The sequence below is a fragment of the Kitasatospora sp. NPDC001261 genome, assembly GCF_042896795.1.
Lineage (GTDB): Bacteria > Actinomycetota > Actinomycetes > Streptomycetales > Streptomycetaceae > Kitasatospora.
On sequence record NZ_JBIAXP010000007.1, the window covers coordinates 118,830 to 140,226 of the forward strand.

Below are 21,397 nucleotides of genomic sequence, written 5' to 3' on the forward strand. Positions count from 1 at the left end.
GCCGTGATTGGCCACTCTTGGTGAGGGGATAGCAACAGAGAGGAACTAATCGGTGGATATGACGAACAGTCAATGCGGCGAAAGCCTCGTCCTGCGGCGGAACTTCCCGCCGTGCCGATGCGCGCAGTGCGGCGACGCCATCCCCGAGGCGCGGATGAACGCCTCCGCCATGACCCCGGCGGCGCCGCCCGTGCGACGGGTGCCGCCGCCGACCACCCCCTACCGGCCCTCGACCGTTGGCGAGCGGGTCTTCGACGTCCGCTCGGGCCGCTGGGCCGCCTTCATGGGGTGGCAGCACGGCCGCGCCTACCTCCGGCCGCTCGGCGGCGGCGTCGAGTGGGACACCGAAGCGCGCTGGCTCACCGACACCGAACAGTGAGATGCCCCATGAGCAGCATGATCGACAAGATCACGGCGGAGGACCGTCGCGCCGCGGCCGACGTCCTCGACGACCTCCAGGCCGTCCTGAACGCCGCCGACGTGAAACTCCCGTCCCTCGGCATCGACTGGCGCTCGGCCAAGGCCACCGGCGTCATCCTGATCGACCTCGGGGCCGCCCGGCCGGACGTCATCGAGCGGCTGGTCGTCGTTCTCCGCAGAGGTATGCGGCCGTAGCCGGAGCCGGCGTCATCACCGCCGGAAGCCTCGTGTTCGCGGCATCGGTCCTCCTGCTGATTCCCGAGCGCGTACCGCCGGTGGCGAGCGCCCTGGTGTTCGTCCTCGTCTTCCTCGCCGCCTCGACGGGCGCGTTCATGCTCGTGGCGGGCTGGATGAGAGTACGTGCATAGCAGCGCGGGCTTCGAGTCGTCTCGAAGCCCGCGCCGAATTCCCCGTCCCTCAGGTGCCGTTGAGGGCGTAGCTGCGGAACGTGGCGAGCAGGGGCAGGACTTCGGTCTTGCTCGGGTCCTCGGTGACGGCCCGCATCGCGTCGATCACCGTGTGGGCGATGATCTTGATGACGGGGAGGTCCTCCGACGGCGCCAGGGTGCCCCAGGCCTTGAGGGTCTGGGTGAGCAGGGCGCTCATCCGGGCACCGATGTTGGAACTGACGGCGTCGGAGATCTCCGCGATCTCCTCGTCGCTCATGGTGGCGCGCAGCCCGAACGCGAGCGCCATCAGGGTGTCCATGGCGTGCTCGCCGTACGCGGCGACCAGCGCCGGGAGCGGCCGTTCACCGGGCCCGCTCGCCGCCAGGGCGGTCAGTGCCTCGTCGTCGTCCTTGAACGCCGCCTCCAGGGCGGCCAAGGCCCGCAGGGCCTCGTCTGCGGTGAGCCCGTCTGTCATGGAAGAACGGTATTGAGCCATCCCGGCTTCCGACAGTGACGGAAGCCGGGATCACCCCTTCGAGCGAAGCGGGCCCTATTCGGGCCGGTACGCGCCCTCGAAGTGCTCCGCATCCCAGCCGCCGCCCAGCCCGGGGGCGAGTGCGGTGACGGCGAGGGCGGCGAAGTCCTCGGCGCGGCCCGCCCGTTCCGCCAGAATGATCGACATGACGATCCGTGGAGTGCTGTTCGATGTCGATGGAACCCTGTACGACTACGAGAAGGCCGAGGAGTTCGGTCTTCACGAACACCTGGTGGCCGAAGAGCTCTCCGACCGGTTCGAGTCGCCGGCGGAGGCGCTGCGTGTGTGGCGGGAAGTCAGGGAGGAGGAGTACCCGCGCTTCCTGAGCGGCGAGTTGACGTTCGCCGCCCAGAAGGCCGCACGAATACGGCGATTCCTCGCCCAGGCCGGGGTGGTCGGCGCACTTGAGGTGACGGACGAGGCGGCTACGGCGTGGTTCGCGAGCTACGCGGTACGGAGGGACGCGGTCCGGCGGGCGTTCGACGATGCCCAACCGACGCTGGGCGCGTTGGCGGGTCGGTTCCGACTCGGCGTCGTATCGAACTCGGTGACCGCGCACCAGCGCGCGAAGCTGGATGCGATCGGGCTGCTCGGCTACTTCACGGAGCCGTTGGTCTGCTCCCAGGAACACGGTGCCGCCAAGCCGGCGGCGAGCATCTTCCTGGCGGGCTGCGAGGCCCTGGGGTTGGCGCCCGCCGAGGTGGCCTACGTGGGTGACGACTACGAGAAGGACGCGGTCGGAGCGCGGGACGCAGGGTTGCGGGCCATCTGGCTGGACCGCTCGGTTTCCCGAGGGCCCGGTGCCGTGGACGCAGGTATCCGGGTGATCGCCTCGTTGACGGAACTGACGGGTTTGTGATCGGGCAGGTGGCGCACTGGAGCGGCACTGGGCTGACAGCCGTACCGCGGGAGGTTCCGGGATCGGCTTCGCGCCCTCGACGAGGCCCGGCCTAGTCGGGCCGGTGGGCGTGCGCGAACCGCTCGGCGTTCCAGGTGCCGCCGAGTGCGGGGGCGAGTGCGGTGACGGCGAGAGCGGCGAAGTCCTCGGCGCGGCCCGCGCGTTCCGGGAGGGCGCCGAGGAGGGGGGCGCCGGCGGAGCGGGGGAGGTCGGCGAGGTTGCAGCGCTCGGCGAGGCCGGGTTCGGCGGGCCAGGAGCCGACGAGCACGCCCGCGAGGGGGAGTTCGCGGGCCGCCAGGGCCTCCGCCGTCAGGGAGACGATGTTGAGCGTGCCGAGACCGGCGGAGGCGATCAGCAGCACCTCGGCCGGGAGCCCGGCGTCGAGCACCGCCCGGGCCTGGTCGGCGAGCGTGCGGCCCTCGTCGTCGTAGCGGACCAGCAGTCCGCCCGCGCCCTCCACCAGTACCAGGTCGTGGGTGGCGGCGAGTTCGGCGACCTCGGTCACCACCTCGGCGGGGGAGAGGTACGGCATCCCGGCCCGTCGGGCGGCGGTGTCGGGTGCCAGCGGCTCGGGGTAGCGCACCAGTTCACGGATCGTCAGTTCGCCTGCCAGGCGCCGGACTTCGGCCGCGTCCCCGGGCTCCTCGGGTGAGACGCCGGTCTGCCCCGGCTTGAGCACCGCGACCTTCAGTCCGGCCCGCAGCGCCGCCGAGGCGACGGCCGCGGTGGCGACGGTCTTGCCGACGTCCGTGTTGGTCCCCGTCACGAACAGGATGCGCGCGCTCATCCGGCCACCGCCGCCGCGGTCACGGCGGCAGCGATGCGTGCCACGTCCTCGTCCTCCGTCACATAGGGGGGCATGGTGTAGATCAGGTCCCGGAAGGGCCGCAGCCACACGCCTTCGCGTGCCGCCGCCTCGGTCGCCGCCGGGACGTTCACGGGACGGTCCAACTGCACGACGCCGATGGCGCCCTGGACCCGTACGTCCTTCACGCCCGGCAGTCCGGCCGCCGCCGCGAGGCCCTCGGCCAGCCCGGACTCGATGCGCTTGACCTCCACCGACCAGTCCTGCCCGAGCAGCAGCTCCAGCGAGGCGTTGGCGGCGGCGCAGGCCAGCGGGTTGCCCATGAACGTCGGCCCGTGGGCGAGCACCGGCACCTCGCCGCGGCTGATCCCGTCGGCGACCTCGCTCGTGCACAGCGTGGCGGCCAGCGTCAGGTAGCCGCCGGTCAGCGCCTTGCCCAGGCACATCACGTCCGGCGAGACGCCCGCGTGGTCGGCGGCGAACAGCGCGCCGCTGCGCCCGAAGCCGGTGGCGATCTCGTCGAAGACGAGCAGCACCCCGTACCGGTCGCACAGGTCGCGCAGCATCCGCAGGTAGGCCGGCGAGTGGAAGCGCATCCCGCCGGCGCCCTGGACCACCGGCTCGACGATGACGGCGGCCAGCTCGTCGGCGTGCCGGGCCATCAGCTCCTCGAACCGCGCCGCGTACGCCGGGTCGAGCGGGGCGTCGAACCCGGCCGGCGGCTCGGGGGCGAACAGCTGGCCGGGCAGCACCCCGCCCCACAGGTGGTGCATCCCGCCGTCCGGGTCGCACACCGACATCGGGTGGAAGGTGTCCCCGTGGTAGCCGCCGCGCCAGGTGAGCAGCCGGCGCTTGGCCGGCCGCCCGGTGGACTGCCAGTACTGGAGGCACATCTTCATCGCGACCTCGACGGCCACCGAGCCCGAGTCGGCGAGGAAGACGTGCCGCAGCGGCTCCGGGGTGATCTCCACCAGCGTGGCCGCCAGCCGGACGGCGGGCTCGTGGGTGAGCCCGCCGAACATCACGTGGCTCATCCGCCCCAGCTGGTCGCGCACGGCCTCGTCCAGCACCGGGTGCCGGTAACCGTGGATCGCCGCCCACCAGGACGACATCCCGTCGACCAGCTCGCGCCGCCCGCCCGCGACCGGTTCGGCCAGGCGCAGCCGCACCCCGGAGGCGGACTCGACCACGTACGGGGTGGCGGTCCCGGGCATCGGCCCGTACGGGTGCCAGACATGGGCGCGGTCGAGGGCGAGCAGCGTGTCGGTGGACGGCTGGGGCATGGTGGTGCGGTTCTCCCGTGGGGTTCAGGCGTCAGGCGTCAGGCGTTGGGCGCGAGTTCGGTGCCGGCGCCGCGGCGGCGGACCTTCACCAGGTCGCTGCGGAGCTCGTCGTCCGGGGCGTCCGCAGCGTCCTCGGCGGCCTCCTCGGCGGGCGAGGCCGACGAGGAGGGGCCGTGGGCGTGCCCGCCGCACGGCCCGCAGCCGCCGCCGCTGCCGCACGCGGAGGCCGCGCTGCCGCAGCCGCCGGAGGCGTGGCCGGCCTGGGCGGCCTCGGCGACGTCCGCGCGGTGGCGCGGCAGGGTGGCCTCGCCGGCGCCCTCGACCTCGAAGCCGGCGTCCTTGATCATGTCGAGGTCGGTCTGCCCGGCCTGGCCCTCGCTGGTCAGGTAGTCGCCGAGGAAGATGGAGTTGGCGATGTGCAGGCCGAGCGGCTGCATCGAGCGCAGGTGCACCTCGCGCCCGCCCGCGATCCGTACCTCGGTGTCCGGGTTGACGAAGCGGACCATCGCCAGGATGCGCAGGCAGCGCTGCGGGGTGAGGTTCCACTCCTTGGCGAGCGGGGTGCCCTCGAACGGGATCAGGAAGTTGACGGGGACGGAGTCCGAGCCCAGCTCGCGCAGCGCGAAGACGACGTCGACCAGGTCCTCGTCGCTCTCGCCCATGCCGGCGATCAGGCCGGAGCAGGCGGACAGCCCGGCGCCGTGCGCCTTCTGCACCGTGTCGACCCGGTCCGCGTAGGTGTGGGTCTTGGTGATGGTCCCGTAGGTGCCCTCGGAGGTGTTGAGGTTGTGGTTGTAGGCGTCGGCGCCGGCCGCCTTGAGCCGCTCCGCCTGGTTGTCGGAGAGCAGGCCGAGGCAGACGCAGATCTCGACCTCGGGGTCGGCGTCCTTGATGGCGGCCATGGTGTCGGTGACCCGGTCGATGTCGCGGTCCGTCGGGCCGCGGCCGCTGGCGACCAGGCAGACCCGCTTGGCGCCGCCGGCCACCCCGGCGCGGGCGGCGTCGGCGGCCTGGTCGGGCTTGAGCCAGGTGTACTTGAGGATCTCGGCCTTGGACCCGAGCCGCTGCGAGCAGTACGAGCAGTCCTCCGGGCAGAGCCCGCTCTTCAGGTTCACCAGGTAGTTGAGCTTGACCCGGCGGCCGAACCAGCGGCGGCGCACCTTGCCGGCGGCGGCGACCACGTCGAGCAGCTCGTCGTCGGTGGTGGCGAGGACGGCCAGGGCCTCCTCGCGGGTCGGGACTTCGCCGCGCAGGCCCTTGGCGGTGAGGGTATCGAGCAGATCCATGGGGCGATCCTGCCTGGTGGCGATCGAGCGGCGCCAGAGCAAACCCGCCAGAAGATCGGTGTGAGGATGTGCCGATTGCCACAGTGTCGAAGGTCACGGCTCCGCCGCTGGTCACGAGCTTGACGCGGGGCCGGACCTCCGGTTACCGGCCGGTAGCGACCGGGACGGCGAGCGGGGTGCCGGACGGTCGGCGGCCGACCGGCGGCGGGCCGGTGGCGGCCTCCGGCGGACGATGATCCACAACCCCCGACCCCGTGATCCACGCCACGCCGGGGGTGCTTAGACTCTGCGCCATGACCACGCAGGGGGAGCACACCCCGACTCCGGGAGAAAGCCGGGACGACCGGGCAGGGCAGCGGACCGGCGGGGGCGCCGACACCGACGGGGGGACGGACCTCAGGCGGGGCCGCCGGCTGACGGGCCGTCGAGCGGCCGGCTGGATCGTCGTCGTCGGAGTGGTCGCGGCCGGCGGATGGCTCATCACCCGCCCGATGCCCGGCGACTACATACCCGGGCTCGGCCCGTCCACCAAGGACTCGTCCGCGACGCCGCGCGTGGTGGGCGCCCCGCCGCCGCGCACCGACCCCGAGGCCCTCAACGTCGACAACCTCTTCCCCGCCCAGCGGCCGGTCGAGGTCGGCGCCTTCAAGGCGCGGCGCAACGGCGTCCGGCAGGGCGAGAACTGCGTCGAGGTGCTCCAGGACCGCGGCCAGGACCCGCTGAAGGACACCGGCTGCCAGGGCTACCTGACCGTCAGCTTCAGCGGCCAGGACCACCCGGTGCTCAGCAGCGTCACCCTGCTGCGCTTCCCCGACCAGCCCTCCGCCGCCAGGGCCGCCGACGCCCTGCGGACCAAGCCCGGGGCGGTCGCCTTCATGCTCGCCGACACCACCACCGGCCCCGTCCAGGCCCCGGGCGCCAAGCAGGGCGGCGACCCGCGGGTCGAGGCGGTCGGGCACTACGTGACGGTCACCAGCTCGCGGCCCGGCGACGGCCGCCCGGCGGGCTCCGCCCCGAGCGGCACCGGGGCGCCGACCACGCCCGGCCAGCCGGCCACCGGCGCGGCGCCCAGCACCGAGCAGACCCTGGACGAGGCCACCCGGGCGCTCTCCTACGCGGCGGGGTCGCCGTTCGCCTGGATGTGACGGCGCTCCCCGGCTGTGACAGCGGCCCGTTCTGACGTGACGACGCCCCCGGAAGCCGAAGCCTCCGGGGGCGTCGACGTACATCCGGCGTCGACGTACAGCCGGCTCAGCCGCCGAGCCGGTCCACCGAGGTCACCCGCAGCACCGCGCGGCCCTCCTCGTCCGAGCCGTACAGGTCGACCTCGGCGCTGATGCCCCAGTCGTGGTCGCCCTCCGGGTCGTCGAAGATCTGCCGGACCCGCCAGGAGGAGTCCTCCTCCTCGATGAGCAGCATCTTCGGGCCGCGCGCGTCCGGGCCGGTGCCGAGGTCGTCGTACTCCTCCCAGTACCCGTCCATGGCGTCCGCCCAGCGGTCCGCGTCCCAGCCGTACTCGCCGTCCAGGTCGGCGAGCTCCTCGTAGTGCTCCAGCGCGCACAGCTCGACCCGGCGGAACATCTCGTTGCGCACCAGGACGCGGAAGGCGCGGGCGTTGGCGGTGACCGGCGCCGGCTTGTCGTCCAGCCGCACCTCGGCGGCCTGCGGCTCGGTCGGGTTGGCCAGCTGCTCCCACTCGTCCAGCAGGCTGGAGTCGACCTGGCGGACCAGCTCGCCGAGCCAGGCGATGACGTCCTTGAGGTCGTCGGTCTTCACGTCCTCGGGGACGGTCTGCTCCAGCGCCTTGTACGCGCCGGCCAGGTAGCGCAGCACGATGCCCTCGGTGCGGGCCAGCTCGTAGAAGCCGACGTAGTCCGAGAAGGTCATCGCCCGCTCGTACAGGTCGCGGACCACCGACTTCGGCTGGAGCTGGTGGTCGCCGATCCACGGGTGCGCCCGGCGGTACACCTCGTAGGCGTGGGTGAGGAGCTCCTCCAGCGGCTTCGGGTAGGTGATCTCCTGGAGCCGCTCCATCCGCTCCTCGTACTCGATGCCGTCGCGCTTCATCTCGCCGACGGCCTCGCCGCGGGCCTTGTTCTGCTGCGCGGCGAGGATCTGGCGCGGGTCGTCCAGGGTCGCCTCGACGATGGAGACGACGTCCATCGCGTACGAGGGCGAGGTCGGGTCGAGCAGTTCGAAGGAGGCCAGCGCGAAGGTGGACAGCGGCTGGTTGAGCGCGAAGTTCTCCTGGAGGTCCAGGGTGAGGCGGACGATCCGGCCCTCGGCGTCCGGCTCCGGCAGCCGCTCCACCACGCCGCCCTCCAGCAGCGAGCGGTAGATGGCGATCGCGGTGCGGATGTGCCGGCGCTGCGCGGCCCGGTCCTCGTGGTTGTCGGTCAGCAGCTTGCGCATCGCCTCGAAGGCGTTGCCCGGGCGGCCGATCACCGACAGCAGCATCGCGTGGCTCACCTTGAACCGGGAGACCAGCGGCTCCGGGTCGGCGCCGATCAGCTTGTCGAAGGTCTCCTCGGTCCAGCCGACGAAGCCCTCCGGGGCCTTCTTCCGGACGACCTTGCGCTTCTTCTTCGGGTCGTCCCCGGCCTTGGCGATCGCCTTGTCGTTCTCGATCACGTGCTCCGGCGCCTGGGCCACCACCTGGCCGACGGTGTCGAAGCCGGCCCGGCCGGCCCGGCCGGCGATCTGGTGGAACTCGCGGGCGCGCAGGATGCGCACGCGCTGCCCGTCGTACTTGGACAGGGCGGTGAACAGCACCGTGCGGATCGGCACATTGACGCCGACGCCGAGCGTGTCGGTGCCGCAGATGACCTTCAACAGGCCCGCCTGGGCGAGGCGTTCGACCAGCCGGCGGTACTTCGGCAGCATGCCCGCGTGGTGCACGCCGATGCCGTGGCGCACGTAACGGGACAGGTTGCGGCCGAACTTGGTGGTGAAGCGGAAGCCGCCGATCAGGTCGGCGATGGCCTCCTTCTCCGCCTTCGAGCACATGTTGATGCTCATCAGCGACTGGGCCCGGTCCACCGCCTCCTTCTGGGTGAAGTGCACGACGTAGACCGGGGCCTGGCCGGTCTGCAGCAGCTCCTCCAGGGTCTCGTGCATCGAGGTGCGGCGGTACTCGTAGAACAGCGGCACCGGGCGGGTCGCGTTGCGCACCACCGTGGTCGGCCGGCCGGTGCGGCGGGTCAGGTCCTCCTCGAAGCGGCGGACGTCGCCGAGCGTCGCGGACATCAGCAGGAACTGCGCCTGCGGCAGCTCCAGCAGCGGGATCTGCCAGGCCCAGCCGCGGTCCGGCTCCGCGTAGAAGTGGAACTCGTCCATGACCACCTGGCCGATGTCCGCCCGGGTGCCGTCGCGCAGCGCGATCTGGGCGAGCACCTCGGCGGTGCAGCAGATGATCGGCGCGGTCGGGTTCACGCTCGCGTCGCCGGTCATCATGCCGACCTGTTCGGTGCCGAACATCTTCACCAGGTCGAAGAACTTCTCCGAGACCAGTGCCTTGATCGGCGCGGTGTAGAAGGTCCGCTTCCCCTCCGCCAGCGCGGCGAAGTGCGCCCCCGCCGCCACCAGGCTCTTGCCCGACCCGGTCGGCGTCGCGAGGATCACGTTGTTCCCCGACACCAGCTCGATCAGCGCCTCCTCCTGTGCCGGGTACAGCGTGATCCCGCGCTCCTCCGACCAGGCTGCGAACGTCTCGTACAGCGCGTCGGGGGTGGCGGGCTTCGGCATCAGATCAAGGAGGGTCACCCGGCTATCTTGCCTGCTCGCCGCCACCCCGGGCAAAGCCCGGTGCCGCGAGGGGAGGGCCGGAGGGGGTTCCGCGGACGTCGATCAGGCGGTGCGGGACGGCGGCGGGGCGTCCGTCCCGCTCCGGGGCGTCGCGGCGGACCGGCGGTAAAGCGCGCGGTGGACCAGGGGGAAGCCGGTGGAAAGCCGGCGGGAAACCGTGCGGCGGACCGGCGGGAAAGCGGAGGGAAACCGGCGGGAACGGGGGAAAGGCCGTGGTCGGCCGGGGTGCGCGGCCCGACGGAGGAACGGGTTCGTCCGGAAACGAGGATACCGGGAAGGAAGTGGGTGAAGACGTTTGAGCGTGCGTCAACTGTCTTTCCAGTACGACACGTTCACGGAATGCGGAGCACGGCATTGTGGACGCGGGGATGGGTTAACCTCCTTCTGGCATGCTCACGTCCCGATCTCGAATTGGGGGATCCCATGGCAATCGGACGACGACAACTCCTCGCCTCCGTCGCGCTCACCGCCCTCGCCGCACCCGTCCTGACCAAGGCGACGGCGACCCGCGCGGCCGCGGCCGAACCCGGAGCCGCAGCCGTACCCGGAGCCGCGGCCACCGGCTCCGGACCGCTGTTCATGCAGATCGTCGCGCACGAGGACGACGACATCCTCTTCATGAACCCGGACCTCTCCAACGCCCTCGCCGACGGCACGCCGTCCGTCACCGTCTTCGTCACCGCGGGGAACGCGACCGGCGACCCGTGCTCCACCGTCTGCTGGGACACCGCCGGCGAACCGCTGCGCACCTGGAACCGGCAGATGGGCGCCGTCAACGCCTACTCCCGGATGACCGGGGTCGGCGACACCGACCCGGCCACCGACGAGGTCGGCCACTGGACGGCCGAGGCCTGGACGGTCGCCGGCAAGCAGGTCGAACGGTACGTCCTCAAGGGCCGGCCGGTGCACCTGATCTTCCTCAACCTGCACGACGCCCGGCTCGGCGGCGTGCTGAACGGCGGCACCGACACCACCGTCGTCCCGAAGGACAGCCCGCTGTCCGGGCCGTCCACCTACACGGCCGCGGACGTCGTCGAAGTACTGCGCCAGCTGATGGCGACCTACCGGCCGACCGTGCTCCGGGCCCAGGACGAACTCCCGGACCGCCGCTACTCCGGCGACCACTCCGACCACGTCGCCGCCGCGAAGTTCGCCGGCCAGGCCGCCGGCCTCTACGGCGGCAACCTGATCCAGGTGAACTACCGGGACTACAACATCGGCGACGCCCCGGTGAACCTCGACCCGGCGACGGCCGGCGCCAAGGGCGTGTACTTCTCCGAGTACGCCGGCCACGACCACTCCGACGGGAACTACTCCGCCCTCTGGTTCTCCCGGATGTACTACCGCTGGTCGCGCGGCACCTCCTGGGCCGGGCTCAACCAGGACGGCCGCCCGCAGGTCTTCGTCGTCCGGGCCGGCGCCCTCCACACCTACTGGCGCCAGGCCGACGGCAGCTGGGGCGGCCCGCTCCGGATGGCCGACCCCGGCGGGCGGATCGCCCCCGGCATCGCCGTCGGCACCAACGCCGACGGCCGACTGGAGGTCTTCGCCCGCCGCCTCACCGACCACCACCTCCTCTCCCTGCCGCAGGCCGTGCCCAACGGCCGCTGGTGGGACAGCTGGGCCGACCACGGCAACCCCAACACCGGACTCGGCAACGAGGACCAGGTCGGCGTACCCGCCGTCGCCAACTCCCTGGACGGGCGGCTGGAACTCTTCGTCAAGAACGGCGGCGGCGGCCTCAGCGGCATCCGGCAGACCACCCCGGGCGGGGTGTGGACGGGCACCTGGACGGACTTCGGCGGCACCGACCTCCAGGACCCGGTCACCGCGATCCGCAATGGCGCCGGGGCGATCGAGGTGTTCGCCGCCACCCGCACCGCCGTCCTCGGCTGGCACCAGAGCACCCCGAACGGCGCCCTCACCGGCCCCGACCCGATCCCGGACGCCCGCCCGGCCAGCCCGCCCAAGGCCGCCCTCGACCAGGACGGCCGCATCGAGCTCGCCTACCGCGAGGTCGGCACCGGCGCGGTGCTGGTCAGCTACCAGACCCGGCCCGGCGGACCGTGGAGCCGGACCCCGGCCCCCCTCGGCGGCCACGGCGGCGTCGGCGAACCGGCCACGGCCACCCTCGCCGGCCGCGTCGTCCTGTTCGAACGCAACGCCGCCGGCGGCGTCAGCACCACCGCCCAGACCGCCCCTGACAGCGGCTACGGCCCCTGGCAGGACCTCGGCGGCACCGTCCTCGACCACCCGGCCGCCCTCACCGACGGCACCGGCGTCCTCCACCTCTTCGCCATCGGCACCGACGGCCGGGTGTACCTCCGCACGGCCACCACCCCCACCACCTTCGACCCCTGGCAGAGCCTGCCGCTCTGACCGCCTCTTCCGGCGGCTGTTCGGGAGCACTCCCGAACAGCCGCCGGAGCGGATGACCGGCGAGGCCACCCGAGGGGCAGCGACTGACGGGTCAGAAGGGAGCGGTGGGCGGCTGCTCGGCCAGCTGCGGCGCGTTCGTGCAGCCCTGGGTGCGGACGATCGCCTTCGCGGTGCGCAGGGCGGCGGCGACGCGGATCCGGTGGACCTCGGTGACAGGAGTGTCCGAGGACCAGCGGTCGCCGGTGATCGTGATCTCGCGGTACGGCCAACTGGACGGCTGTCCGTTCTGCTCCAGGTAGTCGCAGCGCAGCAGCAGCTGCACCGTGCCCTCGTGGAACAACCAGCCCTGGGCTCCCGGGCCGAAGTCCAGTGACACGGGAAGGTTCGGTTCCCAGCCCGTCGCCTCGGCCTTGGTCTTCGCCCGCTGGAACTTCTCGTCTCGAATCCGGGTGGCGATGTTCGCGACCGCATGGCTCAGCGAGTTGTCGCCCTTCCACCTGACATTGCAGGCGGGGTCGTAGGTGAACTCCCGGTCCGTGAGCGCCTTCTCGTCCTGCCAGGCGAGGGTCTTGTGGCCCTTGCCGGACAGCGTGGCGAGGTCGTCGTGCGTGAACGCGTTCCAGCAGGCACTCTGCGGTACGTCCACCCCCTGCCAGGGCTTGACGTACCAGAGCCCGCCGCCGACCCCGGCCACGAGCACCGCCGCGCCGAGCGCGATCGGCAGGACTCCGCGGCGGCGCGGACGCTCAGCCATCGGCCTTCTCCTTCGGCAGCGCCGGCACGGCCGGGGCGGCGCTGGGCAGCTGCACCTGGTTGGTGCACTGGTACTCGGCGGCGGCGACCCGGGCGATCTTCAATGCGGCATCGGCGTACGCCTGGCGTGCCTTGGCCGGGGAGACTCCGTCGACCGGTTCGCCACCGACCTCGACGCGGATGTACGGCGGGGCCTTGCGGTCGGGCTTGTCCGCCGTGGGGACCTGGAAGTCGCACCGCACGTAGAGCCGGACGGGGTGATCCGGGTCGCCGCCGGCCAGCCCCACCGCGCCGGGTCCGAAGTCCAGGTCGACGACGGCGTGGTGCTGCCCGGTGTCCCGTGCGCGGTCGGCGTCGACACCGTCCCAGGCGGGGGCGACCTGGGCTTCGAGGAGGAAGCCTCCGGAGCCGTCGTCCGGATTCCAGACGACGCGGCAGTCGGTACTGCGGATCCCGGGCTCGTCCGGCGCGGTCGGCGTCTGGATCCGGGCCCGCGGCACGGTCTCGTACACCTTCCCGTACCGCCCGGCCAGCGGCTTCAGGTCGTCCCTCGACAGCGCGGACCAGCAGGCACTCTGCGCGATCTCCAACGACCGCCACGGCTGCCAGGCCCACAGCCCGCCCCCCACGACGGCGGCAACGGCGAGGCCCCCGGCCAGGGGCCGCATCACCCGGGGCCGCCGCCACCACGGTGGCGGTGGCGGAGGATCGTCGGGCGAACGCGGGATGACGTGTGCGACGTCGACCACGGGTCATCACTCCTTGGCGGCGGCTGCTGCCGCCTGTTGCTGTTGGAAGAGGCGATGGCCGGTGTTGCAGCCGGCGTCGAGGCTGGCCGAGCCCTGGCGGGCCAGCTCGCTCAGGTAGTTCGGGTCGAGCCCGGCGTCGCGGCCGGCGCTCTTGACGGCGTCGACGACCGCCTGCTGGGAACCGGTGACCGAGGTGGCCACCTTGGTTCCGGCGTCGTCCGCCGCCTGGTTGGTCGTGTCGACGTGGTAGCTGTTCGCCACGTTGGTCATGATCTCGTCGACCTGGTCGTTGATGAGTCCGCCGACCTTGGGTATCTTCTCGGCCGCGACGCCGCCGGTGTAGTCCCAGACGGTCTTGGCGATGTCCTTCTTCGCGTCGATCGCGTCGTTGACCTCCTGGTCGGAGACCGCGTGGTTGTGGAAGATCTCGTCCGACATGGCGCTGGTGATCAGGCCGGTGACGATCCCACCCGGCTTGGTCACGTTCTCGATCGACATGCCCAGGTCCTTGTGGAGCTCCGGGTGGGCCATGACCTGCTGGATCTGGGCGGTCTGGTAGGCCTGCTGGGCGGTGGCGATGGAGGCGTACGCGTCCGTGTCCCGACCGACGGCCAGCAGGAGCCGCTGGACGTCCTTCTGCGCGAACTCGGTGGCGACACCCGGGGCGGGTGCCACGCCCGGAGTCGGCTCCTTCGCGCCCGGTCCCTCCAGGGAGTTCTCGATGTCCGCGATGTAGTTGGCGGTCATGTTGCCGACGCTGCCGTTGAGGTCGGCGAACACCCCGCCGTGCAGCAGGCTCGGTCCGTCGCCGTTGCCGAAGCGCTGCACGACCTGCTGCATCACCGCGCTCATCTCCGGCGTGTGCGGCGGGTACTTGCCCTGGGTGTCGTCCCAGGCGCGGCCGGTGGCGGCGGCCTCCAGGGCGTGTCCGAGCGGCCCGACGTTGGACGGGTCGGCCGGGCCGCCTTCGAGCGGGCGCAGCGGGTAGTTCATGTCGACGAGGACGGAGTTGTTCCCGGAGTCGGTGAACAGCTTGAAGTAGGTGTTCTGGCCGCCGGTGCTCTTGACGCTGCCGTCCGGGTTGTAGGTGGTGACCGGGTCGTTGAAGAACTTGGTGGCGGCCTCGGGGCTGTGGCCGAACGCGTCCAGGATGCCGGACAGCGGGTTGAAGCCCTTGAGGTTGCCGTCCTTGTCCGGCTGGCCGATGAACTTGAACTCGTCGAACGGGTAGCCGCCGCTGCGGTAGGCCGGGACCTCCCAGCGGGTCGGGTTCTCCTGGGTGAGCTGGGTGATGTGCTGGGCGACCGGGTTCAGGAAGTGCGCGTCGTACGACCCGTTCCGCAGCAGGTTGGCCATGATCTGGTAGCCGTACGGGCTCTTCGCGGGGTCGGCACCGGGCCGGAGCGGGATCTGGGTGGCCCCGGCGGCGCGGAACCTCTTCTCCCATTCGTCCGAGACGTGCAGCGGCTGTTTGGTGTCGGTCGCGGTGGCCAGGGTGAGGCCCAGGTCCTGCTGGATGCCCTTGATCGCCGCGGTGCGGGCCGAGCTGTTGGCGTAGTCGCCGCTCTGCGCCATCGCGCCGTACTTGGCCATGAAGGTCGCCGGGTCCTGGTTGCCGTAGAAGGAGGTGGCGAACCGCGGGTCGTTCTTGTGGTGGTCCAGGATGTCCTGGAGGTGCTTGAGCTGGGCGTCGGAGGCCTGGTCGCCCAGGCTGAGGATGTAGGTGGCCGCCTTGGCCTCCTCCTCCGGGATGCCGCCGACGGGGTTGGCGTTGAACGCGGTGCCGTCGCTGCCGGTGTCGTCGCCCAGGGCCCTGGAGGCGTCGAGGTCGGCCTCGGTGGCGCGGTCGATCGCGTCACCGATGGCCTTGGCGGCGGTCTCGGCCTTGGCCTTCCAGCTCTTGGCGTACTCGGCGTCCTTCTTGTCCGCCTGGTTGGTGGGCGGCGGCCAGTGGACCGCGCCCTCGCCGTCGACGGTGAGGCCGGCGTCCGTGGCGTTCCGGACCGCGGTGGTGAGGTCGTTCTTCGCGGCCGTGATCTCGGTGTGGGCGTCGCGCAGTGTCTTCGCCAGGGCCGAGGCCTCTTCGAAGGCGGCGTGGATCTGGTCGCGGGCCCAGGTGAGCTTGGCGTTGGCGAGCCCGGCGGCGTCGCCGTGCCAGCCGGACTGCTGGATGGTGCCGATGACCTCGTTCTGCATCCGCTGGGTGAGGTCCCACTTGCGGACGAGGCTCTCGAAGTCGCCCGCCGCGGAGGCGAGGCTGCCGAGGTCGACCTGATTGAGCTGACTGTACGTCACCATGGTGGTGCTGCTTCCCCCGTGTGTGCTGTGACTAGCTGGTTGCGCCCTGCGTCTGGTTGAAGTTGGCCTGGATGTCGGAGTCGGTCCTGCTGTAACTCCGGGCCGTGGTCTGCAGGTTGGTCCCGACCTCGCCGACGGTGGTCTGGAGGCTCGCGGACTGGTTGCTCCAGGTGCCCCAGGTGCCGGTGAGCGTGCCGCCGAGGTTCCAGCCCTTGAGCGACGCGGCGGCGGCGTTGACGTGCTCGCCGGGCTGGTCGCACTCCGTCTTGACGGAGTCCCGCAGGGCGAAGGCGTTCTGCGCGGCCTGCTGGAGCGCGCCGGCGTTCACGGCGATGGTCTTGCCGCCGCCCGCCGGGGCCAGTGAGACCGGGGCGGCGTTGGCCCCGGCGAGGTCCGGGAACTGCTTCTTCGCGGCTTCGGTCAGATTGCCCTTGTCGTCGAAGAGCCACGGATTCATGCGGCGCTCGAATTCGAGGTCGGTCATTTTTCCATACCCCCCAGGTAAAGATCGGCATGGATCTTACTATTTATGCGGCGAGGAATTCGATGAATTGGATATTGATATGTGGTTAACAACTGGTGAATCGCGACAGGAGTGGCCCGTCGATATGTGCCGATCCGCACATTGCCCGACGCGCGGCGGCATGCCAGAGTGCCGGGCATGAACCATCCGCTCGCGGCCGAGCCGCGCCCCTCCGTCCTCGCCGCTCCCGCCCCCGCGCACGTCTTCGACTGGCTTGACGAGACGGCCGCGATGCGGGCGGAGGCGGGGCTGACGCGGACGTTGCGCAGTCGGGGGGCGGACGACGCGGTGCTGGACCTCGCGGGGAACGACTACCTGGGGCTGACCAGGCATCCGGTGGTCGCCCGGGCGGCGGCGGACGCGGCGCTGCGGTGGGGCGGGGGCTCGACGGGGTCGCGGCTGGTGACCGGGACGACGGCGCTGCACAGCGAACTGGAGGAGGAGCTGGCCGAGTTCTGCGGGGTGGAGGCCGCGCTGGTGTTCTCCTCCGGGTACACGGCCAACCTCGCGGCGCTGACCGCGCTCACCGACCCGGACACCCTGATCGTCTCCGACGCCTACAACCACGCCTCCCTCATCGACGGCTGCCGGCTCTCCCGCGCCGACGTCCACCGGGCCCCGCACAGCGACCCGGCGGCGGTGGCCGAGGTGCTCGCCGGGCGGGCGCAGCGGCGGGCGCTGGTGGTGACCGACTCGGTGTTCTCGGTGGACGGCGACGCGGCCCCGCTGCCCGCGCTGTCGCAGGCCGTCCGCGCGCACGGCGCCGCGCTGCTGGTGGACGACGCGCACGGGCTGGGCGTGCTCGGCCCCGGCGGCACCGGGGCGCTCGCCGCGGCCGGGCTGGCCGGGCAGCCGGACACGGTCGCCACCGCCACCCTGTCCAAGTCGCTCGGCTCGCAGGGCGGCGTCGTCCTCGGCCCGCGCCGGGTGATCCGGCACCTCACCGAGACCGCCCGTACCTTCATCTTCGACACCGGCCTCGCCCCGGCCGCCGCCGGGGCCGCCCTCGCCGCGCTGCGCCTGCTGCGCGCCGAGCCGGCCCGCGCCGAGCGCGCCCGCGAGGTCGCCCGCACCCTGGCCCGGCAGCTCACCGCCGCCGGGCTGCACGCCTGCGAGCCGCAGGCCGCGGTGGTCTCCGTCCGCGCCCCGGGCCCGGAGGCCGCCGTCGCCTGGGCCGCCGACTGCCGCCGCGCGGGCCTCGCCGTCGGCTGCTTCCGCCCGCCGTCCGTCCCGGACGGCATCTCCCGCCTGCGCCTCACCGCCCGGGGCGACCTGACGGACGGGCAGATCGCCGAGGCCGTCCGCATCGTCGCCGAGCTGGCCCCGGTCGGCGCGCGGGGCTGAGGCTCCGGAGCGGACGGAGCGTCCTACTTCTTCTTCGCCCGGCTCGGTTGCACCCGGGTGGGTTCGCCGGCGGCCTTGGGGTGGTCGGGCGGGTAGGGGAGTTCGCCGAGGCCCTCGTCGTGGAGCTGCTTGTCGTACAGCTCCAGCAGGGGCTCCAGGCGGAAGGCCTGGCCGTCCATCCCGGCGTTGAGGTCGCCGAGTTCGGCGAAGCGGGCGGGGACGGTGCGCAGGTCGAAGTCCTCGGGGGCGGCGTCGTCCAGTTCCTCCCAGCGCAGCGGGGCGGAGGCGGTGGCGCGGGGCCGGGCGCGCAGGGAGTAGGCGGAGGCGATGGTGCGGTCGCGGGCCATCTGGTTGTAGTCGACGAAGATCCGTTCGCCGCGCTCCTCCTTCCACCAGGCGGTGGTGACCTTCCCGGGCATCCGCTGCTCCAGGACCCGGCCGAGGGCGATCACCGCGTGCCGCCCGTCGGTGAAGGTCCACTCGGGCACCAGCGGCACGTACACGTGCAGGCCGCGCCCGCCGGAGGACTTGGGCCAGCCGCGCAGCCCGTACTCCTCCAGCAGGGCGCGCAGTTCGTGGGCGGCGCGGACGGCGTCGTGGAAGTCGGTGCCGGGCTGCGGGTCGAGGTCGATGCGCAGCTCGTCGACGTGGCCGGTGTCGGAGCGCCGCACCGGCCAGGGGTGGAAGGTGAGGCAGCCCAGGTTGGCGGCCCACAGGACGGCGGCCGGCTCGGTGGGGCAGATCTCGTCGGCGGAGCGGCCGCTGGGGAACTCGATCCGGGCGGTGGGCAGCCACTCCGGCAGGCCCTTGGGCGCGCGCTTCTGGTAGAAGAACTCGCCGTCCACCCCGTCGGGGAAGCGCTGCAGGGTGGTCGGCCGGTCGCGCAGTCCGCGCAGCACCCCGTCGGCGACGGCCAGGTAGTACTGCGCGACGTCCAGCTTGGTGAAGCCGCGCTCGGGGTAGTACACCTTGTCCGGGTTCGACAGCCGGACGGTGCGCCCGGCGACTTCCAGTTCCACGGCTGAGCCCATGCCCTTCACGCTAAGGGCCGGGCGCCCGGCGCGCGCCCCGGGGCGAAGCGGGCGAGGATCGTTCGCATGGACCTGCCCGTGATGCCACCGGTGGCGCCGATGCTCGCCAAGTCGGTGGCCAAGATCCCGCCCGGGATGCAGTACGAGGCCAAGTGGGACGGCTTTCGTTCGATCGTGTTCCGCGACGGCGACGAGGTGGAGCTCGGCAGCCGTACCGGCAAGCCGCTGACCAGGTACTTCCCCGAGCTGGTCGAGGCGTTCCGGCGGGAGCTGCCGCCGCGCTGCGTGCTGGACGGCGAGGTGGTGATCGCCCGGGACGGCCGGCTGCGCTTCGAGGAGCTGCTGGAGCGCATCCACCCGGCCGCGAGCCGGGTGAAGCTGCTCGCCGAGCGGACCCCGGCCTCCTTCGTCGCCTTCGACCTGCTCGCCCTCGGGGACGAGAGCCTGGTGGACGAGCCGCTGTCGGTGCGCCGCCCGGCCCTGGAGGCCGCGCTCGCCGACGCCGCCGACCCGGTGTTCACCGCCCCCGCCGCCACCGACCTCGACCTCGCCCGGACCTGGTTCGCCGAGTTCGAGGGCGCCGGGCTGGACGGGGTGGTCGCCAAGCCGCTGGACCAGCCGTACCGGCCGGGGGAGCGGAGCATGTACAAGATCAAGCACGAGCGCACCGCCGACTGCGTGGTGGCCGGCTACCGCGAGCACAAGAGCGGCCCGGTGGTCGGCTCGCTGCTGCTCGGCATCTTCGACGACAGCGGCAGGCTGCAGCACGTCGGCGTCTGCGCCGCCTTCCCGATGGCCCGCCGCCGCGAACTCGCCGAGGAACTGGCCCCGTTGCGGATGGACGACCTGTCCCGACACCCGTGGGGCGGCTGGGCGGACGAGGCCGCGCACGCCGAGGGCCGGCTGCCCGGCGCGGTCAGCCGCTGGACCGGCGGCAAGGACCTCTCCTGGATCGCGCTGCGCCCCGAGCGGGTGGTCGAGGTCGCGTACGACCACATGGAGGGCACCCGGTTCCGGCACACCGCGCAGTTCCGCCGCTGGCGCCCGGACCGCACGCCGGAGAGCTGCACCTATGCGCAGCTGGAGGAGCCGGTCTCGTACGACCTCGGCAGGGTGCTGGGGATCCGAGGACGTGACGGAGGCCCGACCCGGTGAGCCGGGTCGGGCCTCCCGTGCGGTCCGAGCGGGTGGGTCAGGAGATGTGCAGCGTGGCGGTGGCGCCCGCGGTGGGCGAGGCCGTCGGGGACGGCGAGGCCGTGGGGGAGGCGGTCGGGGAGGCCGTGGGGGAAACCGAGGGCGAAGCGGTGGGGGAGGCGGTGGGAGACGCGGACGCGGAGGCCGAGCCCGAGGCGGGCGGGGTGGGCAGCGTGTAGACGTTGTTCGGCGAGACGATCTGGGTGATCGCCCGTGCCACGAACGTCGAGGGCTCCGAACCGTCGTGCAGGATGTCGGTGTTGAGCATGATGGACAGGCTGGCCTGCGCCTGCGGCAGGTAGAGCACCACGCTCTCGTACCCGGGCAGCGAGCCGTTGTGGCCGATCCACCCGTGGGTGGTGAACACCCCGAAGCCGTAGCCGAGGTCAGGGGTCGGTCCGGTGGCCTTGGTCTTCAGCCGCTCCGCCTGGGTGGCGGGCTTGAGCAGCGGTTCGCCGGTGGCCAGCACCTTCGACCAGGTCCGGAAGTCGGCGATGGTGGAGATGGCGGCGCCGGCCGCCCAGCCCCAGGACGGGTTCCAGGTGGTGGCGTCCTCGACCGCGCCGGTGAGCGTCTGGTTGGTGTAGCCGTGGGCGTGCGGGTCGGGGAAGGCGGCGTCGGTCGGCAGGCTGGTCTTGGTGAGCCCGGCGGGGGTGAACACCTGCTGGTTCAGGAAGTCCTGGAGCGGCTGCCCGCCGACCTTCTCGACGACCAGGCCGAGCACGATCAGGTTGGTGTTGGAGTACTCGAACTGGGCGTCCGGCTGGAAGTTCGCCGGGTGCTTGAACGCGTACGCGAGCAGCTGGTCCGGGGTGAAGGGGCGGCTCGGGTCGTTGAAGAAGGCCTGCTGGAAGTCGGAGTCCAGGGTGTAGTTGAACAGGCCGCTGCGCATGTCGCCGAGCTGGCGCAGGGTGATGCCGTCGCCGCCGGGCACGTTCGGGACGTACTTGGAGACCGGGTCGTCCAGGCCCAGCTTGCCCTGGTCCACCAGCCGCAGGACGGCGGTGGTGGTGAAGGTCTTGGTGACGCTGCCGATCCGCATGTACAGGTCGGGGGTCATCGGCGTCCCCGCGTCCTTGTCGGCGACGCCGAAGGCGCGCTGGTAACTGCCGTCGGGGGTGGCGTAGTCGACGATCACCCCGGGGATGGCGACCTGGCTCATCACCTGCTTGATCGCGTCGTCCAGCTGGGTCGTGACGGCCGTGGTGAGCGGCACCACCCCGCCGGAGGGGCTGCCGCCCGGCGTGGCGGACGGGCTGAGCGCGGCCGGTTCGGCGGTCACCGCCGGACCGGCCTGCCGTGCGGGCTTCGACTCCCCGGAGCAGGCGGAGACGGCGAGCAGGCCGGTCAGCGCGAGGGCGGCGGAGGCCACCCGCACGGCGGAGGCCGCCCGGACGGAGCGGGGGACGCGAACGGAGCGGGGAACGGACGGTCGCGGCCGTCGGGTGTCGGTCATCGGCGCAGGCGCCTCTCTGGGGCGGACGGCCCCGTGGCGAAGGGCCCCGGAGCGCGGCTCGGCCGGGCCGGAGCGCTGCTCCACGGGGCCGTGGGGGAACGTCGTCACCGTAAGCACCCGCCTCGTACCGCCGCGCGCGGGTCGGCGGCCGACTGGACCGAACGGGAGCACCGTCAGCCGAGTGCCCCGCCCGGCTGGCGGCCGGTGGTCGTCCACTCCAAGGGTCGAGTACCGGCCCGGGGTGGGTCGG

19 protein-coding genes are annotated in these 21,397 nt (G+C 72.3%); 7 read left to right on the forward strand and 12 right to left on the reverse strand.

The features are described from left to right. Positions 1–58: 58 nt before the first annotated feature. Both ACFY4B_RS11775 and ACFY4B_RS11780 read left to right on the forward strand, forming a co-directional pair. Positions 59–379, forward strand: a complete 321-nt coding sequence (locus ACFY4B_RS11775) for a hypothetical protein (RefSeq protein WP_387967434.1) — start codon at positions 59–61, stop codon at positions 377–379. Positions 380–387: 8 nt separating this feature from the next. Then, positions 388–615, forward strand: coding sequence for a hypothetical protein (locus ACFY4B_RS11780; protein WP_049653014.1), 228 nt, complete (start codon positions 388–390; stop codon positions 613–615). Between the two features lie 222 nt (positions 616–837). Here ACFY4B_RS11780 and ACFY4B_RS11785 read toward each other — a convergent pair whose 3' ends face one another. After that, entirely contained in the window at positions 838–1,284 is a 447-nt protein-coding gene (locus ACFY4B_RS11785) for a hypothetical protein (RefSeq protein WP_074003766.1), read from the reverse strand. Positions 1,285–1,359: 75 nt separating this feature from the next. Further along, complete coding sequence (locus ACFY4B_RS11790) at positions 1,360–1,491, reverse strand: hypothetical protein (protein ID WP_387967436.1); 132 nt, start codon at positions 1,489–1,491, stop codon at positions 1,360–1,362. Here ACFY4B_RS11790 and ACFY4B_RS11795 point away from each other — a divergent pair. Next, positions 1,490–2,203, forward strand: coding sequence for an HAD family hydrolase (locus ACFY4B_RS11795; RefSeq protein ID WP_375873608.1), 714 nt, complete (start codon positions 1,490–1,492; stop codon positions 2,201–2,203). The genes ACFY4B_RS11790 and ACFY4B_RS11795 overlap by 2 nt on opposite strands. A 91-nt stretch (positions 2,204–2,294) precedes the next feature. On the opposite strand, the gene bioD is transcribed toward ACFY4B_RS11795, so the two are convergent. From bioD to bioB, 3 genes are read right to left on the reverse strand one after another with little or no spacing between them, the layout of a single operon-like run. Further along, on the reverse strand, positions 2,295–3,029 hold the full coding sequence (bioD, locus tag ACFY4B_RS11800) for a dethiobiotin synthase (RefSeq protein WP_387967439.1): 735 nt from the start codon (positions 3,027–3,029) through the stop codon (positions 2,295–2,297). Further along, positions 3,026–4,330 (reverse strand): adenosylmethionine--8-amino-7-oxononanoate transaminase, encoded by a 1,305-nt coding sequence (locus ACFY4B_RS11805; protein WP_387967441.1) that lies wholly within the window; start codon positions 4,328–4,330, stop codon positions 3,026–3,028. Before ACFY4B_RS11805 ends, bioD begins: the two co-directional genes overlap by 4 nt. A gap of 38 nt (positions 4,331–4,368) precedes the next feature. After that, positions 4,369–5,616: a biotin synthase BioB gene (gene bioB / locus ACFY4B_RS11810; protein ID WP_387967443.1), complete on the reverse strand. Its 1,248-nt coding sequence runs from the start codon at positions 5,614–5,616 to the stop codon at positions 4,369–4,371. A gap of 293 nt (positions 5,617–5,909) precedes the next feature. Between bioB and ACFY4B_RS11815 the strand changes: the two genes are divergently transcribed. Then, positions 5,910–6,761 carry a hypothetical protein gene (locus ACFY4B_RS11815; RefSeq protein ID WP_387967445.1) on the forward strand — a complete coding sequence of 284 codons (852 nt, stop codon included), beginning with the start codon at positions 5,910–5,912 and terminating at the stop codon, positions 6,759–6,761. Positions 6,762–6,867: 106 nt separating this feature from the next. On the opposite strand, the gene ACFY4B_RS11820 is transcribed toward ACFY4B_RS11815, so the two are convergent. Next, on the reverse strand, positions 6,868–9,360 hold the full coding sequence (locus tag ACFY4B_RS11820) for a DEAD/DEAH box helicase (RefSeq protein ID WP_369808340.1): 2,493 nt from the start codon (positions 9,358–9,360) through the stop codon (positions 6,868–6,870). A 483-nt stretch (positions 9,361–9,843) separates the two neighbouring features. On the opposite strand from ACFY4B_RS11820, the gene ACFY4B_RS11825 reads away from it, so the two are divergent. Beyond that, positions 9,844–11,799, forward strand: a complete 1,956-nt coding sequence (locus ACFY4B_RS11825) for a PIG-L family deacetylase (protein ID WP_387967447.1) — start codon at positions 9,844–9,846, stop codon at positions 11,797–11,799. A 91-nt stretch (positions 11,800–11,890) separates the two neighbouring features. On the opposite strand, the gene ACFY4B_RS11830 is transcribed toward ACFY4B_RS11825, so the two are convergent. Genes ACFY4B_RS11830 through ACFY4B_RS11845 form a run of 4 tightly spaced genes read right to left on the reverse strand, consistent with a single transcriptional unit; the run spans position 11,891 to position 16,083 of the window. Next, entirely contained in the window at positions 11,891–12,553 is a 663-nt protein-coding gene (locus ACFY4B_RS11830; RefSeq protein WP_387967449.1) for a hypothetical protein, read from the reverse strand. After that, positions 12,546–13,301, reverse strand: coding sequence for a hypothetical protein (locus tag ACFY4B_RS11835; protein WP_387967451.1), 756 nt, complete (start codon positions 13,299–13,301; stop codon positions 12,546–12,548). Before ACFY4B_RS11835 ends, ACFY4B_RS11830 begins: the two co-directional genes overlap by 8 nt. Positions 13,302–13,307: 6 nt before the next feature. Further along, entirely contained in the window at positions 13,308–15,599 is a 2,292-nt protein-coding gene (locus ACFY4B_RS11840; protein WP_387967453.1) for a hypothetical protein, read from the reverse strand. A gap of 31 nt (positions 15,600–15,630) precedes the next feature. After that, positions 15,631–16,083 (reverse strand): hypothetical protein, encoded by a 453-nt coding sequence (locus ACFY4B_RS11845; protein ID WP_387967455.1) that lies wholly within the window; start codon positions 16,081–16,083, stop codon positions 15,631–15,633. 177 nt (positions 16,084–16,260) lie between these two features. Between ACFY4B_RS11845 and ACFY4B_RS11850 the strand changes: the two genes are divergently transcribed. Next, on the forward strand, positions 16,261–17,466 hold the full coding sequence (locus tag ACFY4B_RS11850; protein ID WP_387823892.1) for an 8-amino-7-oxononanoate synthase: 1,206 nt from the start codon (positions 16,261–16,263) through the stop codon (positions 17,464–17,466). Positions 17,467–17,489: 23 nt separating this feature from the next. Here ACFY4B_RS11850 and ligD read toward each other — a convergent pair whose 3' ends face one another. Continuing rightward, a complete protein-coding gene (ligD, locus tag ACFY4B_RS11855; RefSeq protein ID WP_181970480.1) occupies positions 17,490–18,497 on the reverse strand; it encodes a non-homologous end-joining DNA ligase in 1,008 nt (335 codons plus the stop codon). A 66-nt stretch (positions 18,498–18,563) separates the two neighbouring features. Between ligD and ACFY4B_RS11860 the strand changes: the two genes are divergently transcribed. After that, positions 18,564–19,652 (forward strand): ATP-dependent DNA ligase, encoded by a 1,089-nt coding sequence (locus ACFY4B_RS11860; RefSeq protein WP_387967457.1) that lies wholly within the window; start codon positions 18,564–18,566, stop codon positions 19,650–19,652. Between the two features lie 37 nt (positions 19,653–19,689). Here ACFY4B_RS11860 and ACFY4B_RS11865 read toward each other — a convergent pair whose 3' ends face one another. After that, positions 19,690–21,147 carry a serine hydrolase domain-containing protein gene (locus ACFY4B_RS11865; protein ID WP_387967459.1) on the reverse strand — a complete coding sequence of 486 codons (1,458 nt, stop codon included), beginning with the start codon at positions 21,145–21,147 and terminating at the stop codon, positions 19,690–19,692. Between the last annotated feature and the right edge of the window lie 250 nt (positions 21,148–21,397).

What these genes read in the sequence shown, in the direction of transcription:
- ACFY4B_RS11775 (WP_387967434.1), top strand. Translation starts at nt 59, where the DNA reads ATGACGAACAGTCAATGCGGCGAAAGCCTCGTCCTGCGGCGGAACTTC.
- ACFY4B_RS11780 (WP_049653014.1), top strand. Translation starts at nt 388, where the DNA reads ATGAGCAGCATGATCGACAAGATCACGGCGGAGGACCGTCGCGCCGCG.
- ACFY4B_RS11785 (WP_074003766.1), bottom strand. Translation starts at nt 1,284, where the DNA reads ATGACAGACGGGCTCACCGCAGACGAGGCCCTGCGGGCCTTGGCCGCC.
- ACFY4B_RS11795 (WP_375873608.1), top strand. Translation starts at nt 1,490, where the DNA reads ATGACGATCCGTGGAGTGCTGTTCGATGTCGATGGAACCCTGTACGAC.
- ACFY4B_RS11790 (WP_387967436.1), bottom strand. Translation starts at nt 1,491, where the DNA reads ATGTCGATCATTCTGGCGGAACGGGCGGGCCGCGCCGAGGACTTCGCC.
- bioD (WP_387967439.1), bottom strand. Translation starts at nt 3,029, where the DNA reads ATGAGCGCGCGCATCCTGTTCGTGACGGGGACCAACACGGACGTCGGC.
- ACFY4B_RS11805 (WP_387967441.1), bottom strand. Translation starts at nt 4,330, where the DNA reads ATGCCCCAGCCGTCCACCGACACGCTGCTCGCCCTCGACCGCGCCCAT.
- bioB (WP_387967443.1), bottom strand. Translation starts at nt 5,616, where the DNA reads ATGGATCTGCTCGATACCCTCACCGCCAAGGGCCTGCGCGGCGAAGTC.
- ACFY4B_RS11815 (WP_387967445.1), top strand. Translation starts at nt 5,910, where the DNA reads ATGACCACGCAGGGGGAGCACACCCCGACTCCGGGAGAAAGCCGGGAC.
- ACFY4B_RS11820 (WP_369808340.1), bottom strand. Translation starts at nt 9,360, where the DNA reads ATGCCGAAGCCCGCCACCCCCGACGCGCTGTACGAGACGTTCGCAGCC.
- ACFY4B_RS11825 (WP_387967447.1), top strand. Translation starts at nt 9,844, where the DNA reads ATGGCAATCGGACGACGACAACTCCTCGCCTCCGTCGCGCTCACCGCC.
- ACFY4B_RS11830 (WP_387967449.1), bottom strand. Translation starts at nt 12,553, where the DNA reads ATGGCTGAGCGTCCGCGCCGCCGCGGAGTCCTGCCGATCGCGCTCGGC.
- ACFY4B_RS11840 (WP_387967453.1), bottom strand. Translation starts at nt 15,599, where the DNA reads ATGGTGACGTACAGTCAGCTCAATCAGGTCGACCTCGGCAGCCTCGCC.
- ACFY4B_RS11845 (WP_387967455.1), bottom strand. Translation starts at nt 16,083, where the DNA reads ATGACCGACCTCGAATTCGAGCGCCGCATGAATCCGTGGCTCTTCGAC.
- ACFY4B_RS11850 (WP_387823892.1), top strand. Translation starts at nt 16,261, where the DNA reads ATGAACCATCCGCTCGCGGCCGAGCCGCGCCCCTCCGTCCTCGCCGCT.
- ligD (WP_181970480.1), bottom strand. Translation starts at nt 18,497, where the DNA reads ATGGGCTCAGCCGTGGAACTGGAAGTCGCCGGGCGCACCGTCCGGCTG.
- ACFY4B_RS11860 (WP_387967457.1), top strand. Translation starts at nt 18,564, where the DNA reads ATGGACCTGCCCGTGATGCCACCGGTGGCGCCGATGCTCGCCAAGTCG.
- ACFY4B_RS11865 (WP_387967459.1), bottom strand. Translation starts at nt 21,147, where the DNA reads ATGACCGACACCCGACGGCCGCGACCGTCCGTTCCCCGCTCCGTTCGC.